Here is a 16,587-nt window from a genome sequence, read left to right as displayed (position 1 = left end):
AATGAAGCCCTTGATTCCGTTAAAGGAATTAAGGGCTTTTTTTTGCTTCCATCGATTTCACTGCTTGTCATGGACAAAGGAAAAATTATGGAATAAATACCCAAATAACTAAATGAAATCCCTTCTCTAACCGAAATACATAATGAGGTCTGTACATCAGACAGGAGAAGAAATGCAGATAAGGGGGAAGATCAGTGGAATTGAAGAGAATTGCAAGAAAAGGCATGCTCGGAATCTTAATTGTTATGCTGACCGCTCAAGGTTGGCTTACGGGTTGGAGTGGAGTCGAACAGGGAGCATATGCTGCACACGTATTAAGTGCAAATGGAATAACGAATACTGTTCCTGCCGTGAAAGGAACGAATGTGGATAGTTCAGTACCATTCGTTATTGATTTTGATAAACCTGTTCAGAAGGCACCGGGTACACAAAGTTCAATCTTGATTAAACGTTTGGATGACAATACAACGATGGGTTCGGTGCTGGTATCCAGTGAACAAGTCGTGATTGATCCCACACCACCGATTACAGATCCTACGACACCGGATGCGGGAGACAACACACCTGTACCAGCTACTGGCCTACGAGTGACGATTACACTGGGCAAGACTCTACCGGGAGCAACATACTACGTAGAGATAGATAATAAATCATTTGTTTACGCGGACAATACTCCATTTCCGGGACTGACTAACAAAGAGTGGACCTTCAGCACTCTGGGACTAGGCTCAACTTCCCTTGTGAGTAGAATTCCTGATAACGCAGCAATGGTATCTCCTTCAACTAAGGTAGTGATGACTTTCGATAAGCCGGTAACCGCAGGTAGAGGGAATCTCATTATTTATCAGGGAAGAGTTGGTGGTACTGTATTTGAGCAGATTCCAGTAAATGCAGGAACAACTCGAATTACAGGTTTTGGAACCAATACGATTACGATCGTTCCCACGAATAACTGGAACAACAACACTACATATTACATCGTAATGCCAGAAGGTTTTTTGAGGGATAGAAATGAGAATGATATCAGTGCAATTAGTGGGAATGTTTGGGGATTCAATATCATATCCGATCCGACGTCCCTCATGGTATCTACTGTATCTCCCGCAAACGGTACTACCAATGCACCATTAACGGGAAATTTAACAGTTACGTTCAACAAAGAACTTGATCCGAATTACATTCAGAATGTAACGCTCAAAAAATCAAATGGAGCAACCGTTGCATCCAAGACAGCCATTAATAGTTCAAACAATAGACAATTGCTGATTACACCTGCGAGCGCATTGGATAGCAACACAAATTATGTGGTAGACATTCCAGCCAATACGTTTCGTGATAAAGCAGGAAATACATTTACAGGTCTTAATGGGTCTACATCATGGGCCTTTAAAACATTAAGTGCAGATACAACTGCACCTGTGTTGAAGAATGCTAAGATGCATAGCAATAACACCATTCGCCTGACGTATGATGAGTGGCTGTACAGCACTAATTCGCTGAGTAGTACTTATGCTGTAACTGTAAATGGTGAAAAGAGGAATGTCAGCTCCATTTATATCTCAGGTGACAGTGTATATGTTGTCTTGGATACGGGTGTAGCGGTAGGACAAGTTGTGCGGATTTCATATACACCCGGTACTACAGGTAATCGTCTTACAGATCAATCTTCCAATGCTGCGGCTGCTTTTGGCGCAAGAGATGTGGAGAATGGTTTAGATTCTGTCATGTCCAAGCCGCGAGAAGGTAACGTGTATTACAGTACAATTACGTTGTACTACCCTGAGACGGTATATATCACTTCAAGTGATGCGGCAAGACAATTCAGTGTAACTGCGGATCAGTCGGCTGTAGGCATCAATAGCATATCAATCAATGGCAGCTCTGTGGTTACATTGAATCTTAGTCGGTCAATTACGGATGGTGAAGTCGTTCGGGTTGCATACACGCCAGGTTCATGGCCTGTAAAAGATACACGTGGACAGGCTCTTGCTGGATTCAGCGGCTTCTATGTCCGCAATTCAATTGATACCAAACCACCTGAGTTTAAGAGTGCTGAGGTGAGTGGTAACAAGTTATGGATGCGTTACAATGAACCACTGAACACGACGAATAAACCGCTCAACAGCCAATATTCTGTTCTGGTCGATGGTAAGCCAGTCTTCGTTAATGATTCCGAGATCGAAAATGATCTGGTTACGTTAACGCTGGCTTCAGCGGTGAAGGATACACAAAATATATCTCTATCATATGTACCTGGAGCATTGCGATTAACGGATCTGAACAATAACCCAGCAGGATATCTCAATCTGACTCCAGTAACGTACACATATGGAAATGGCAAAATCCTGTCGGCTACGCTTCAGGGAGACACGGTTCAGATTAATTTCCGTGATTCAATCCAGTCCCAGGCTGCACTAACAGCATCTCAGTTCAGTGTAGTGATTGGTAATTCAACCACAACTGTATTGTCTGCTTCAGCTTCTGGCTCTGTGGTGACGTTGAAAGTGGATACTTCAGCAGTAACATCGACAGCTACTCAGACGGGAACGGTGAGTTATGTACCTGGGGCAGTGCCGTTACGGGATGCGTCGAATGTCACGATAACAGCATTTGGTCCACTTACGTTACAACAGACGAATAATAGTTCGAACAATAATCAGTCGGGAAACCGTCCTTCCTGGTTGTCGGAATTGGATGCAACGAGCTATGGTCAGTCTTTACTTGTGATGAATAATACTACGGCTTCTGCTGTATCTGCGATGTCCCACTATAATCGCCCGACTCGTCAATTCAACGTGGATGCAACCAAGTTGATTCAGTCCTTTGAATACGCTGGAGCAAACGGGAAATTGACTCAGCCAGTGGTATTTGAGATTCCGGACAGTGAATCGGCTGCGTATGTTGGATTCCCATTAGATGCACTGACTCAGATTGCTGCAAGTTATCGCACAGGCACTATTGGTGTGAAATATGGCGATCTTCTCTGGACGGTGCCACTGTCTAATTTAGATATGGCGGCTATGAGTCGGAGTGTAGGAACGTCAAACACAAGTGCTACGACAGGAGCAGCAGTTCCATCCTTATACGTTCAGTTAGAGACGGTACCTGTGTCTTCATCGGGGACGATGGAAGGCTTGATTGCAGGTGCAGGAGCACAGAAACTTGCGAATTATACGGATGTGTACCTGTTTGCCAGTAATGGTACGACCGATCAACGTGTGGAGCAGAAAGTGAAAAGTCAGTTATCCATGCAATTACCAGTAGGTACTTCTACAGTAACATCTGGATTCACTTATATTGATCCGGTTACCTTCATGTTATCAAACGTACCTAGCTCGTTTAAAAATACACAAGGAAGTGTAGTTGTCCATGGACAACTGAATGGGAATCAATCGGTAGTTCCGGTCAACCATATTGTTAATTATCCGGACACCACATCACACTGGGCTAGTGCAGTTATTAAGGAACTCTCTGCCAAATGGATTATTAATGCACCAAATGGTTCTTACTATCGACCAAATGAGAATATATCACGTGCAGAATTCGCTGAATTGGTCGCCAGAGGTCTGGGTTTAAATGGAGAACCAACTGCAGCGAGTCGTTTCAGGGACGTTCGCAGTGGAAGTATGACAAGTGCCTATATCGGGGCTGCCGCTGAAGCGGGGATCATTACGGGGAATACCGATGGCACGTTTAAGCCGGATCGCCCCATTACGCGTGAGCAGATGGCGCTTATGATGGTACGTGCGATGAACTACGGTGGGAAAACAGTCTCTCTTCAATCTTCCGCTGCTACCACTCTATCCAAGTTCAAGGACAGCAACAAAATCCAGTCCAAGGATTCTGTTGCCAAAGCGGTGCAGGAGGGAATCATTCAAGGCATGACAGCCAGAACATTTGAACCCCAAGGGAACGCGACTCGCGCTCAGGCAGCAGTGATGTTGAAACGGGTTTTGGACAAGTTAGGATATCTATAATAGTAATTAGCTCTTTTATCTTAGTGAAGCGAAATCGATCAGGGGAATAAGTTCAACTGGTTGGTTTCGCTTTTTTATATTATAAAGTCATAAATTTCATGGATAGAGGGTGTAAATTTGCTTAAAAAAATGCTAGTATTTGTCCTCGTTCTGGGGTTAGTATCTATACCATCACTGGCTTATGCTCAAAATAATAAAGAATCCATACAACTGTACGTTAATGAAAAGCCTACAGACATTAAACTGATGACAAAATCAGGAACGGTGTATGTTCCATTTCGAGAGTTTATTCAACTAATGGGGTACCAAGCGGATTACTCAGTGGTAGATCGAGAGATTTCAGTTAAGATCGGGATATCAAAATTTATCTTCCTACCGGATGATGGTTACATTAGTGGATCGGGAGATTATTACGAATTACAAAGGCCGGGTATTCAAATTGATGGAAAATTCTTTTTACCTATCCGTTATGCCGCCTGGTTAACCAAGCACTCGGTTAAGTATGATCAAAAGTCGAACACGGCTTGGATGCTAAAGTATGGGTATGGTCAAGAGAAAGAGATACTTGATTTGATAACAACATATGATAGAGCTTTCACTGTAAAATTACTTGCTTCAGATCATATGCAGAGATCCTATCTGACGGATAGTAAGATTGCACCCCAAGTGAGCGAAATCCCTGATCGAATTTACAGTATAGATATAACAAGCATTACATACGAATCTGCGAACCAGGCATTATTGTATGTTACATATATCCATAATAATCAGGTAATAAATGACCAACATGAGGTCGTGTTTCGAATTATAAAGGAGAACAATCGGTGGAAAATACTTCAGGATCGATATCTTTCCAGTAATACTACGCTTCCAGAAGATATCGATAAATCTGTACATATGATAAAAGAGAATTTTAATGAGAAGCAACAAAATATCCTATCTGACCTCAGGCAATATTATAGAGCGTTTAATCAGAAAGACTTTGATTTAACGTATAAATATACTTCGCCATTTGATATTGAACGAATGAACGCAAATGCAGTTGATGAATGGAGAACATGGGAGCACATTACAAGAGCTTCCTTTGAGTATGGAGACACTACGTATCATATGTCTAATGAACGAGTCGTGTTTCTTGGGGAGAACCAAGCTGTTGTTCATGCAACCTTGGAATGGAGCTACATCTCAGAGAACATAGAGCAGAACCATTCTATATATGAGGCGCTGATCTACCTCGATTACGCCAATGGGCACTGGAATTATAGTTATGATCATGACATTAGTGAGAACGAAGAGGACCCCAATCGAATGTTACCCGAAATTCATTTCCCAGAGTTAAATTGAAAATATAACGAATATCAGTATACAGATAAATTCCCATGTATGAGTAGCTAATTGCATACATGGGTTTCTTTTTGCCAAGAATCCCCTCAAAGTTAGCTGGGGGCGTAACTTTTTCCACAAAAAGCAGTCTATTAATAGAAGAGTATACTAGAGATCTCGCTATCGGCTGCCTACTTGGCAGTGTTCGTGATGTCTAAGATTGATATACAAGATGGGAGAGACGTTTCAGACATGCTGGGGAAACATGAGAAACAGCTGGAAGACGTTAAGGGCAGTAAGGTGAAGAAATGGGCGATTGTGACGCTGGCGGGTGTGATCTGGATTGCACCGGTGATGAGCGCAGGCGGGCAGATGTGGTCAGGCACTTCGTGGCAATCGGTGGCCGCTGCAGCATCTACGAATACAAGCAAGTTGAGTGAAGAAATTCTGACTTCGGGTGCGAAGCTCATGAAATACAGATATACAACAACACGTTCCGGTTCCAAGGTCAACGTACTGGCGGATGTAGTCCAGGTGGATCTGCAGAACCCATATGTGAAGCTGGATGTAATGACAGGCAAGGGCGGTAATCTGAACAGTAAACAGAGCACAGGTGCCATGGCCAAGGAAAATGGTGCAGTAGCTGCTGTAAATGGCGATTACTTCAATGTATCCGGGGAACTCTCGCCAATTGGTGGACAGGTCTCCGATGGCGTGCTGGTCTCCACACCATCCGAACTGTCAGGCATGTATGCCCTCACGGTGACCAAGGATGGCAAACCGATGATCGACGAGTATTCTTTTGACGGAACAGTGAAGGCACAGGATGGTTCAACCTTTGCTTTGCGTGGGATAAATAAAGAGGATTATACGGTAGAGTCGGGTGCGGTGAAGTATAGTCATGCCAACTCGATGTATATTTATACACCGGCATGGACATCGAGCAAACGACCAAATGATCCTTCCACAACCCCAACAGAGGTTCTCGTGCAGAACGGAGTAATCACCCAAATCTCGGATAAAAAAGCGTTAAACATGACGGTGCCGAAGGATGGGTACATTTTGCGTGCGCATGGAACAGCGGCGACATGGATCATGAGCCATCTATCCGTTGGGCAAACCTTGGATGCGGATTACAAGTTAAAAGCCAAAACAACCGGGCAATCGGTTGATCCTAGTAACCTGGAGATGATGATTGGCGGTCATACCATTTTGGTGAACGGTGGAAAGGCAGCTTCCTTTTCCCGTGATATCGCATCTTCCGGCATTGGTGGCATTCGTGCAAGAACGGCAGTAGGATACTCCCAGGATGGTCGGTATGTCTACATCATTGCATCGGAGAAAAACAGTAACAGCAGCGGGATGTCGCTGACGGAACTGCAATCCTTCATGACAAGTGTGGGTGTCTGGAAAGGCATGAATCTGGACGGAGGCGGCTCCACAACGATGGTAACACGTCCGCTAGGTGAGCAGACCGCTGGTCTGACGTTCAACACAGAGTATGGCACCGAGCAACGTCAGGTTGTAAACACGCTAGGTGTGTTCTCTACGGCTCCTGTAGGTAAACTGAAGGGCTTTGCCGTGAGTGGTAGCCAAACGTTGCTGGTGGGTCAAGAGGGCAAGTACACAGCCAAAGGATATGACACCTACTACAACCCGATCGCAACAGGCGATATCAGCATGTCCTGGAAGTCCAGCAACAACAGCATCGTGAGTGTCAGCAACGGTACAATCAAAGGCGTGAAGCCAGGCACAGCAACGCTGACGGCAACGAGCAATGGAGCTTCATCCTCGATTAAAGTATCGGTATTGGGTGGAAGTGAGTTGGCTTCCCTGACAGCAGGATCGGGTCTCGGTTCGCTCCAAGCAGGCACAACGATGTCCATTCCTGTAACGGCAACAACGAAGAGTGGACAAAGTGTTACGGTTCCGGCAGACTCGCTGACATGGGAATTCATCGGATTCAAAGGTAAAGTGACTGCTGACCAATTAACCGTATCTTCCGTCAATTCAGGTGCACAAGTAGGATATGCGATTGGACGTTATGATGGTTACAGCACAGTCGTGGTACTCTCGGCTTCTGCGAGCGAAACGATCTGGGAAAACTTCGAAAATGTGAATTATCCGATTAACTTCACAACGAACGCAGCGGGTGTAACTGGTACGGCCACCGTTACTGCAGGAACTGGTGAAAAAGCCGGCTCCAATGTACTGCAACTCGGTTATGATATGACTGCTGGAACAGGCAAAATGTACGCTTATGCACAACTAAATGGCTCTACCGGTAGAGAGGTATCTGCTGCAGCTACATCAATGTCGATGGATGTTATGGGAGATAAAAGTCTGAACTGGCTACGTGCTGAATTCACGGATGCCAATGGCAAAACGGTATATGCCGATCTCGCCAAGGCAATTGACTGGAACGGGTGGAAGAAGCTGAGTGTGGACCTGAACGGACTGAACATCTCCTATCCGGCGAAGCTGAAGCGGGTCTATGTGGTGAACGTGGAGGAAGGTCAGGATGAGCGTGCGAAATCAGGTACGGTTGCTTTTGACAATATCGCATTCACGATGCCTTCCAAGTCCAGTGAAGTCGGATTGCCTACGGGTACAGCTTCGCTTGTGCTTGGACAGAAATCGATGACCGTGAACGGAACGAAAAAAGTGATTGATGCAGCACCGGTCCTGAAAAATGGTACAACGTATGTGCCAATCAAACATGTTTTGGACGCTTTTGGTGGTCAGGCAAGCTGGGATAGCAAAAATCAGCGGATCACGGTATTACGTGGTGGCAAGCTGATTGATTTGGTTGTAGGGCAGAAAGAATTCATTCTGAATGGTAAAAGACAGAGCGCAACTGTTGCACCATACGTAACGGGTGGTAGGACTTTAGTCCCGCTCAGACTCGTTTCCGAGCAACTTGGTCTGACTGTAAAATGGGAACAGAAAACGAAGACCGTTACCATCTCATCGTGATATGGTATGATATATACCGGAAACGATAGAAATGGAGTCGAACAAACGTGGATTTACAAGCCGATGCCATAGACCGCGTCATTAAAAACGCCATACAAGTCATGGAAAACAGCAAATATCAAATGTTCGAAATTATGGACGCAACTCGCGATGAGCTGAAAACACTCAACGAAGAGTTAAAGTCGGTACTGAAGGAGACGGCGGAAACGATCGAGAAAGTAGATCAATTGGAGCTGAACTACCGCCGTTCCCGGATCCGGCTGACTGAGGTTAGCCGCGACTTTGTCCGTTATTCCGAACATGATATCAAGCAGGCGTACGAGAAAGCAACACAGCTGCAGCTGGATCTGATGATTTATCGTGAGAAGGAAATGTATCTGAAGGCTCGTCGGGATGATCTGCAGAAGCGTGCCAAAAATGTGGAAGCTTCTGTGGAGCGTGCCGAGACCATCGGTTCGCAGATGGGTGTTGTACTCGAGTACCTGTCAGGTGAACTGGGTCAAGTGACCCGGATCATCGAATCTGCCAAAAATCGACAAATGATTGGTTTGAAAATAATTTTGGCCCAGGAAGAAGAGCGGAAACGTATTGCTCGTGAGATTCATGACGGGCCTGCGCAGATGCTCGCCAATCTAGTGCTTAGGACGGAAATTGTAGAAAGAATGCTCATTAAGCAGGATTTTAAGATGGTCCAGGCCGAAATAGTAGATTTGAAAGGCCAGGTTCGTTCCAGTCTTGAAGAGATGAGAAAAGTTATTTTCAATCTGCGTCCTATGGCACTGGATGATCTGGGACTGATTCCAACGCTTCGGAAGTATGTGCAGGATTTTGAGGTAAAAACGAAAATCCGGTCGCTTTTTGAAACAAGAGGTAAGGAACATCGTTTATCTTCAGCCATGGAGGCTGCAATCTACCGCCTCGTGCAGGAAGGTCTGTCGAATGCTGCAAAGCATGCTTATCCCACTTATGTTGTAGTGGAAATTACATACCAGGCTCAGCTCGTCAAAATTGTCGTTCAGGACAATGGGCTTGGGTTCAAACCGGAGCTTCTTGCCAAGAAAAGCAAGGATCATACCCACTTCGGTCTGATTGGGATGAGAGAACGGGTTGAACTGTTAGAAGGAAGAATAGAGATTGAATCCGCAGAAAATCAAGGAACCAAAATAGTGATTCATATCCCGACAAACGTGGATAAGGGAAAGGAGTAGCAGGATGATGGAAAACCGTGATACTGGTAAAGCATCGATTAAAGTTCTTTTGGCTGATGATCATCAGCTGTTCCGTGAGGGACTGAAACGCATTTTAAATATGGAGGACGACATTGAGGTCATCGGTGAATGCGGCGATGGTATTCAAGTGCTCGAATTCTGCAATCAGGATAAACCGGATATCGTATTGATGGATATCAACATGCCAATCGAAAACGGGGTTGAGGCAACGGAGAAATTGCGTGAGCTGTTCCCTGATGTCAAAGTGATTATCTTGTCCATTCATGATGATGAAAGTTATGTATTTGAGACGCTTCGTAAAGGGGCTAACGGATACTTGCTGAAGGATATGGAGGCAGAGTCTCTGATCAATGCGATTCGTTCCGTGCATGAAGGACATGCGTTCATACATCCGAAAGTAACAGGCAAACTGATCATGCAACTACGTCGTATGACGTACCTTAATGAAACAGGGGCAATGAGTGAAGGAGCTTCGAAGGAAGCAGGTGTTAAATTTGTCGCTGGCGACAATAACCCGCTCACACGTCGTGAGGCTGAAGTGCTTCGCTTGATGGCAGAAGGTAAGAGCAATAAAATGATTGGTGAATTCCTGTTCATCAGTGAAAAAACAGTAAAAAACCATGTCAGCAGTATTCTGCAGAAGATGGAAGTGGACGACCGTACGCAAGCTGTTATCAATTCGATCAAATATGGTTGGGTTACGCTCTAATACCTTATATTTTTCGTAAAGCAGTATTCTTACGGTAAGTCAGTCCATTGGTTGATTCAACCTAGACGAAGTATAGATTGGTGTTCACTCGCGCCCTTTCCAGAATGTTGGATTGGTCTGCGGGTTAATGGACTTTATCACTGCAAATGAGCAAAGTGTAAGGCTGTGCGGAACATATGTTCAAGCTTAGGCGTGAATGAATGACCTGGCCTGTCTTTCTTCGTCCGGTGTCGATCAGCGTGGAATATGAGTGATAGGAAATGCAAGTGTAACCCTTCAGGAAGTACAGCATATACTTGTTGTATACAGGGATGTTCGCCATGGGTGAGCATGACCTTCCGAGGAGGTGCAGTTGCCATGGTTGCTCATCTGACTATGATTCTGCTCATATACTTCCTGGCGGCAATGGCCGTTCATGCCATGCACCAGCGCCATCTTTCCCGTCCGGAATCTGAAGGTTTCGAGCAGATCCTGCTCATCCCTTCCAATCAGGCAGGGCGGATCGAAGGCATTGTAAGAGAACTTTGCCGGGAATTGTTATACCGTGGTAAGAGCTTCAGATTAACCGTTGTTGCTGATCGTACAGAAGCGGAAACGATTACGATTATTGAAAAGCTTATGCAAAGGCAAGGCATGGAGACATCTTATCTGCCTGCTGTCCCTGCTGATATTGAACGGGTAGCACAGACCGATCACACGTTTCGCCTGATTGATTTGCGTGAGTCAGAGCAATAAATCATCATGTGAACGGAAATGGGATTAGCATTTCGCAGATCTACAGTGAAAAGATTACAGCAGAAGCTGTAGTCTTTTTTTGTAATTGTAGCCAAGTCTGCTTTTAAATTAAAAATGGGTTTTTATGCAATCTATGGTTATTGTCTGGGTTTTGACGAGTTCATGAATATTAAAATAAACTTTTCGAAGTCAGAACTCTTAATTTAAAAGTATAGACGATTCAGATTGGAAAAAGTTTCGCAATTTTATAGAAAGATTCTGGTTATTAGAAGAATTGGTGTGAGTGTACTAGAGGGGATAGATCGGCCTATAAAATGAAAGCAGACTCTTCCATTATATTGACCGATGGTATATTAAACCATATAATTACTTAAAATGGATGTTGGACGTGAGAAAAGTGTGTTTCTGGAAGGGGGTATCTTCTTGAGTATAATAGATAAGACGATCCGAACAGAATTTTTACATTACATAGAGGAAAACAAAATCCTTCTTTATCATTTTGCAGAGAAATCAGGCATTAACTCTGGGACGCTAAGTAGAGTGATTAATGGTTCACAGCCTATATCGGTAAAAATCCTGGATATTATGACAGAATATATGGGGTTGAAAGAAGGATATTTTTATGAACAGTATGTGAGTGAGTTGTTTGATGATTCTACAATGAACTGGAGACGACTGCGTCCGTTTATCATACGCTGTGCAGAGCTTGGTAAAAACGATTGTATTGAAAGAACAGTAGATCTAATGATGGAAAATCCTACGTATATCAAACCTTTGTTTGATTGTGCCGAATCATTTAATGCCGAAGGGAGTGCGGAAGCTGCATTAATTATATATCGTAAGGTGTGTGAAGGAGAACGGTACCAGCATGCCGAACGATTGGCGATCTGTCAGTATCGAATATTCAAGCTCTCGATTAATGATGATCAGCAGAATAATCTGGAATGTGCTGTGCAATTTGATCCGTATGTCGTGCGCCTTAATGAGTTGGATCAACTGGATGCGCTGAAAGATCTGATGAATCTATACCTCTCATTGCGTCGTTGGGACAAAGCGGAGCAACTGGCAACACGAATGGGCAAACTGGCGAGGGTGCAGTACAAGATCAAACATCAACGGATTAGAAGGGGGAAGAGTTATCAGGAGCCTTCCAAACCTTTGTTTGGTTATATTTTATACTCGGATTTGATCATAGCATCAATATATGGAGAAAAGAATGAGTATCAGCAGGCGTTATACTACGTCTCATGCTATGAAAAACACGAGTGGATTATTGAGAATGATCTTGAGGCAGAGCTTACAAAGAGTCAGTTTCGGGAGTGGGCAACAGCAAATAGGTACCTCTTTGAAATAATGGCAGGAAGAATTGAGATTTTAGATGAGTATGTGGATTATTTATCTACAAAAGAAAATGAGATTCTACGTGGATTGTTTAAGCTTATTAAGGCAGCACTAAATTATAATATGAATATGGATCATGTGTTGGAGCGCTTTAAGACCACAATATCATCATTTATGATCACACATGAGAAGGTGGGTTCTTATACCAATCAGATTATAGATGATCAGTTCGTGAATTTCTTGGCAGATGTAGCGGATTACTATCTAAACTCAGACCGGATTCGGGTTGGGATTCAATTTATACTGGATAGTTTGGCAATCTCAGCTAGAATTAATAATGATGCTTGTATGGTCAGAGGGTTCTGTACATTTGATTCCATTCGGCATTTAGCAACAAACGAAGAGCTTCATAAGTACACTACACTGCTGAAGGAGGTTCGAAAAGAGAGATGAAGATAAAATTCATAATCATTGCTACCATAATTACCATCACAACAATGGTGGTACCATTTAATACGTCTTCTGCTACGGAGAATGTACCACCTGAAGTGCCAGAAATTTTGACGACTAATTCTCATGGTCAAGGTGGTTGGTAGATCTTATTTTATAGATTATAGAGAGTTACCTGTGAGAGGATGGCCACATTTCATTTTCTTATAGGTTTTTTGTATATCTGACATGAATCTTGGTTTTTACATAAGGGGTTACACTATTTCATAGAGGTGAGGATGCTATGAAATATGTTGTGAACAATCAGGAAAGTGACTTGGAACGTGAACGGGAAAGTTTGCACGCGTTGGTTGCAATTTATGGTTTACAACATCCAATCGTAATTAAGCAATCCGAAATTTTAGATGAGTTGATTAATCGATATAATCGAATGTTCTCAGGCATCTCCAAAATAAGTAATACATAACCGGTTCCTGGACATTTCAGACCAATATGATTGAAGTAAACGTACACCGTAGAATAAGGCTCATCTAAATGATATATATAATAGTCTGGTTAGAAGTTGTTCAGCATTTGATCAGCAACTTCTAATTCGAGTTGGGAAATAAATTTTTTGAATGGTTGAATTTGTAGAGTAGAGATTCAATTGGTATAGTGATAAATAGATTAATCATAAGAAGATGGAATATGGACATGAAGCACATGCTCCGGCGAACAGCCGGGTTGGCATGTGCTTTTTTTGCGTTTAGGAGAAAGTACGATGGGGGAGGAGAGTAAATGAAGGTTGCTTTGTATGTGTGCCGTGTAGGGGAAGGGTGGAGCATGATCTTGTCTCTCGATGTTCGGGTGGATGTGGCTTGGTGGCTAGAAGGGGGACGTGGGCGACATGTGCTGCGCTGGTTGTTGTTGGATCCAGCGTTGCCGTTAAGTCAGGCATCTTGGTTGGTTGAACATTTTGAGATGGAGCGAGGTATGGATCAGTGGGGCCAGCACGAATGGCAGAGCTACCTTGCACGGAAGCTGGATGTATATGAACTCGCCTCGGGGGAAGTTGAGGCGAGAAAAGTTATAGCGGGCAAAGCGGGGAGTGCTGCTGTGCGTGGCATTCAGGTAGGCGGGATGCCGGAGCCGTATCCCGCCGTGCAGTGGGCTCAGCTGGAGCGGGGCGCGGCCCTGCTGGCTGAGCGGATCAGCGGCCGCCAATTACTGGCGGCCGAGGCGGAGGCGTTGCTGGCGGATACCGCCCAGCCGCCAAGGGAGTGGCGCGCGGCTGCGCAGCTCGCGCGCTTACACGGGCGGCTGAGTATCACAGCCGCCCTCGAAGGGCCTGCCACGCGCCGTCGGCACGCGTGGCTTGGACGCGCGCGGAGCGCGCCCCGCTGCCACCGTTGTGGCAGCAAAGCCAGGCAGCGCGTACCCTGCGCTGCCTGCGGCCTGGCGGCGTGCGCCTACTGCGAGGCTTGCCTCGCGCTCGGGCGCAGCCGTGCTTGTGCGCTGCTGCTACGCAGTGCAGCGCAAGGGGCCGTGCCACGACGCGGCGAAGCACCGCGTGGCACGGCCTTGGCCCCCACCGGCGGCGGGCTCGCCCGGTGGGGGCTTAGCGCAGCGCAGAGCGCGGCAGCAGCCGCGGCGCTTGCGTTTTTGGCCCGGCCGCCCGCAGGGGATGGGCCGGGGCGGTTCTTGCTGTGGGCCGTGACCGGGGCCGGCAAGACGGAGATGATTTTCCCCCTGCTCCAACATACATTGGACCGCGGTGGACGAGCACTGGTCGCTACGCCGCGCAGGGATGTGGTGCTGGAGCTAGCCCCGCGTCTGGCCAAAGCTTTTCCGGACACCTCACTCGCTACCCTTTACGGAGGCAGTGAGGAACGCTGGAAAGATGCTCAGCTCACGCTTGCGACCACACATCAACTGATGCGTTTTTATCAGGGGTTTGATCTTGTTATCATCGACGAATTGGATGCTTTTCCCTATCACAACGATCCCATGCTCGCTCACGCGGCAGCATCCTCCTGTAAGCCGGACGGGAATTTTGTCTATCTATCTGCCACACCACCTGCTCGGCTCCAGAGGGAAGCAGCACGGGGGAAACTCAATCATGCCAAAGTTCCAGTACGTTTCCACCGTCATCCTTTGCCCGTGCCAAGATTGGTAAAAATGGTTACCGTTGCTGAATGTATTAAGAAACGAAATCTTCCTTCTGCCTTGAGGACTAACATCCAAATTTCATTGAAGCGTGACGCCCAGGTATTTGTCTTTGTGACACGTATTGCCCAGATTGAGGCGTTTGTGAACCTGATGCGTCGTACCTTTCCCGGAATCCATATCGAAGGAACTTCATCTCAGGATCCTGATCGCGCTAGCAAAGTTACAGCCTTTCGTGAACGCACAATTCGTTTGCTCGTAACGACAACAATTCTGGAGCGTGGCGTTACCATTCCGCGCAGTGATGTTTTTATATTGGATGCAGACAATGGTCTCTTTGATGAAGCGTCACTGGTCCAGATGGCGGGTAGAGCAGGGCGTTCCATGGATGACCCGGCGGGTAGAGTGGTTTTTGCATCATCTCGTCGGACACGTTCACAGGTGAAGGCCGTTGCCCAGATTCGGAAAATGAACGCTATCGCTCGTCGCAAAGGCTACCTGCATCCACCATCCAAGACATAATTTTGCCCAGTTCGTATCCACATATCACAATACATTCCCGAGACTGGAGGTATGCCCCCTATGTTCAACTGGCTCAGTAACATATCCGATCACGCGCAACACCTGACCCAGCGTCTCCATCACCTGCTCGCCCCACCGGGAGCGACTTGTCTGACATGTGGCACTCGAGCGATTCTGTCTTCAACTTATCCAGGCATATGCCCACGTTGTGTGAAGCAGATTCCATGGATCCGTTCCATCCGTTGCCTGCGTTGTGGTCGGGGTGTTGGGTGCCCGGACTGTGCTCGTCCACACATGCAAAACCGTTCTTTTATCGCCAACCGCAGCGCCGTACAGTACAACGCTCTTATGAGAGAATGGATTGGCATGTACAAATTTCGAGGCCATGAAAGATACGCGCCGCTCCTAACCGCGCTGTTGATTCAAGCCTTTCAAGCGATGAGCGAAGAACGAAATTCTGCTTTGGCAAAAGAACCCCCAGCTCACGTGGCTCATATCGCCACGCCTGCTCAAAAAATGAAGCCGCAATGGCGGCCTGACGCGGTCACCTATGTCCCGGTGAGCAGCGAGCGGCTCGCCGAGCGTGGCTTCAATCAGGCGGAGCGGCTGGCTGCTGGGCTCGCCACCGCTTGCCGCCTACCCATCGTGGATCTGTTGCAGCGCCAGATCAACACCACCAAACAAAGCTTCAAATCACGTGGTGAGCGTATTGAAACGATGAAGAACGCTTTTTCCATCAACCCGGATGGCACGAAGTTAATTGAAGAGCTATACAAGGGATCTCATCTGCCAACACATATGGGCATATCGCATGCCACACCCATACAGATCCTGCTGATTGATGATATATATACAACAGGCAGCACCTTGGACGCTTGTGGGCGGGTTATTCTAAATGCTGGCTTCCACATGGAGATTCCGGTCGAGATTTACACACTGACACTGGCAAGATCCTAGACAGGAAAATATGTTCCTTTATTAATCATTGATACGTTAATGCGTGTCTCCATTCCATTTATTCCGTTTGAAATATAGTTGTTTGATGAAATTATAAATGAAAGTGTAATAAGAAATTTTTTACATGTAAAAAAGAGGAATTGGTTTTCTCGCGCAGAATAGATAGTTTTGCCGTTCACCACAGGTGACAGCATAGGGAGTGGCACAACATATCTGTTGAAGG

Annotated in this window: 10 protein-coding genes; all 10 read left to right on the top strand. The window is 45.8% G+C overall.

Annotated elements, in window-relative coordinates; translation table 11 throughout:
• The first annotated feature begins 194 nt into the window (after positions 1–194).
• The 10 genes from NSQ20_RS28780 (at position 195) to NSQ20_RS28735 (ending at position 16,364) form a co-directional block, all read left to right on the top strand.
• A complete protein-coding gene (locus NSQ20_RS28780; RefSeq protein WP_340031291.1) occupies positions 195–3,977 on the top strand; it encodes a SwmB domain-containing protein in 3,783 nt (1,260 codons plus the stop codon).
• A gap of 117 nt (positions 3,978–4,094) precedes the next feature.
• Positions 4,095–5,321 carry a stalk domain-containing protein gene (locus NSQ20_RS28775; protein WP_340031290.1) on the top strand — a complete coding sequence of 409 codons (1,227 nt, stop codon included), beginning with the start codon at positions 4,095–4,097 and terminating at the stop codon, positions 5,319–5,321.
• Between the two features lie 231 nt (positions 5,322–5,552).
• Positions 5,553–8,276: a stalk domain-containing protein gene (locus NSQ20_RS28770; protein ID WP_340031289.1), complete on the top strand. Its 2,724-nt coding sequence runs from the start codon at positions 5,553–5,555 to the stop codon at positions 8,274–8,276.
• Between the two features lie 47 nt (positions 8,277–8,323).
• Positions 8,324–9,484 (top strand): sensor histidine kinase, encoded by a 1,161-nt coding sequence (locus NSQ20_RS28765; RefSeq protein ID WP_192135010.1) that lies wholly within the window; start codon positions 8,324–8,326, stop codon positions 9,482–9,484.
• A 7-nt stretch (positions 9,485–9,491) separates the two neighbouring features.
• On the top strand, positions 9,492–10,214 hold the full coding sequence (locus NSQ20_RS28760) for a response regulator transcription factor (RefSeq protein ID WP_026081439.1): 723 nt from the start codon (positions 9,492–9,494) through the stop codon (positions 10,212–10,214).
• Positions 10,215–10,571: 357 nt separating this feature from the next.
• A complete protein-coding gene (locus tag NSQ20_RS28755) occupies positions 10,572–10,949 on the top strand; it encodes a hypothetical protein (protein WP_036612497.1) in 378 nt (125 codons plus the stop codon).
• A gap of 423 nt (positions 10,950–11,372) precedes the next feature.
• The gene (locus tag NSQ20_RS28750; RefSeq protein ID WP_340031288.1) at positions 11,373–12,743 is read left to right on the top strand and encodes a helix-turn-helix transcriptional regulator; all 1,371 of its coding nucleotides are present in this window, start codon (positions 11,373–11,375) and stop codon (positions 12,741–12,743) included.
• A 280-nt stretch (positions 12,744–13,023) separates the two neighbouring features.
• Entirely contained in the window at positions 13,024–13,206 is a 183-nt protein-coding gene (locus tag NSQ20_RS28745; RefSeq protein WP_340031286.1) for an aspartyl-phosphate phosphatase Spo0E family protein, read from the top strand.
• A 1,058-nt stretch (positions 13,207–14,264) separates the two neighbouring features.
• Complete coding sequence (locus tag NSQ20_RS28740) at positions 14,265–15,407, top strand: helicase-related protein (protein ID WP_340031285.1); 1,143 nt, start codon at positions 14,265–14,267, stop codon at positions 15,405–15,407.
• A 51-nt stretch (positions 15,408–15,458) separates the two neighbouring features.
• A complete protein-coding gene (locus tag NSQ20_RS28735; protein WP_340031284.1) occupies positions 15,459–16,364 on the top strand; it encodes a ComF family protein in 906 nt (301 codons plus the stop codon).
• Positions 16,365–16,587: the final 223 nt, after the last annotated feature.

It is taken from the genome of Paenibacillus sp. FSL K6-1122, assembly GCF_037977015.1.
Classification (GTDB): domain Bacteria; phylum Bacillota; class Bacilli; order Paenibacillales; family Paenibacillaceae; genus Paenibacillus; species Paenibacillus amylolyticus.
The sequence above is the reverse complement of the archived record's forward strand: the minus strand, read 5'-3'. Positions and strand labels throughout refer to the sequence as shown.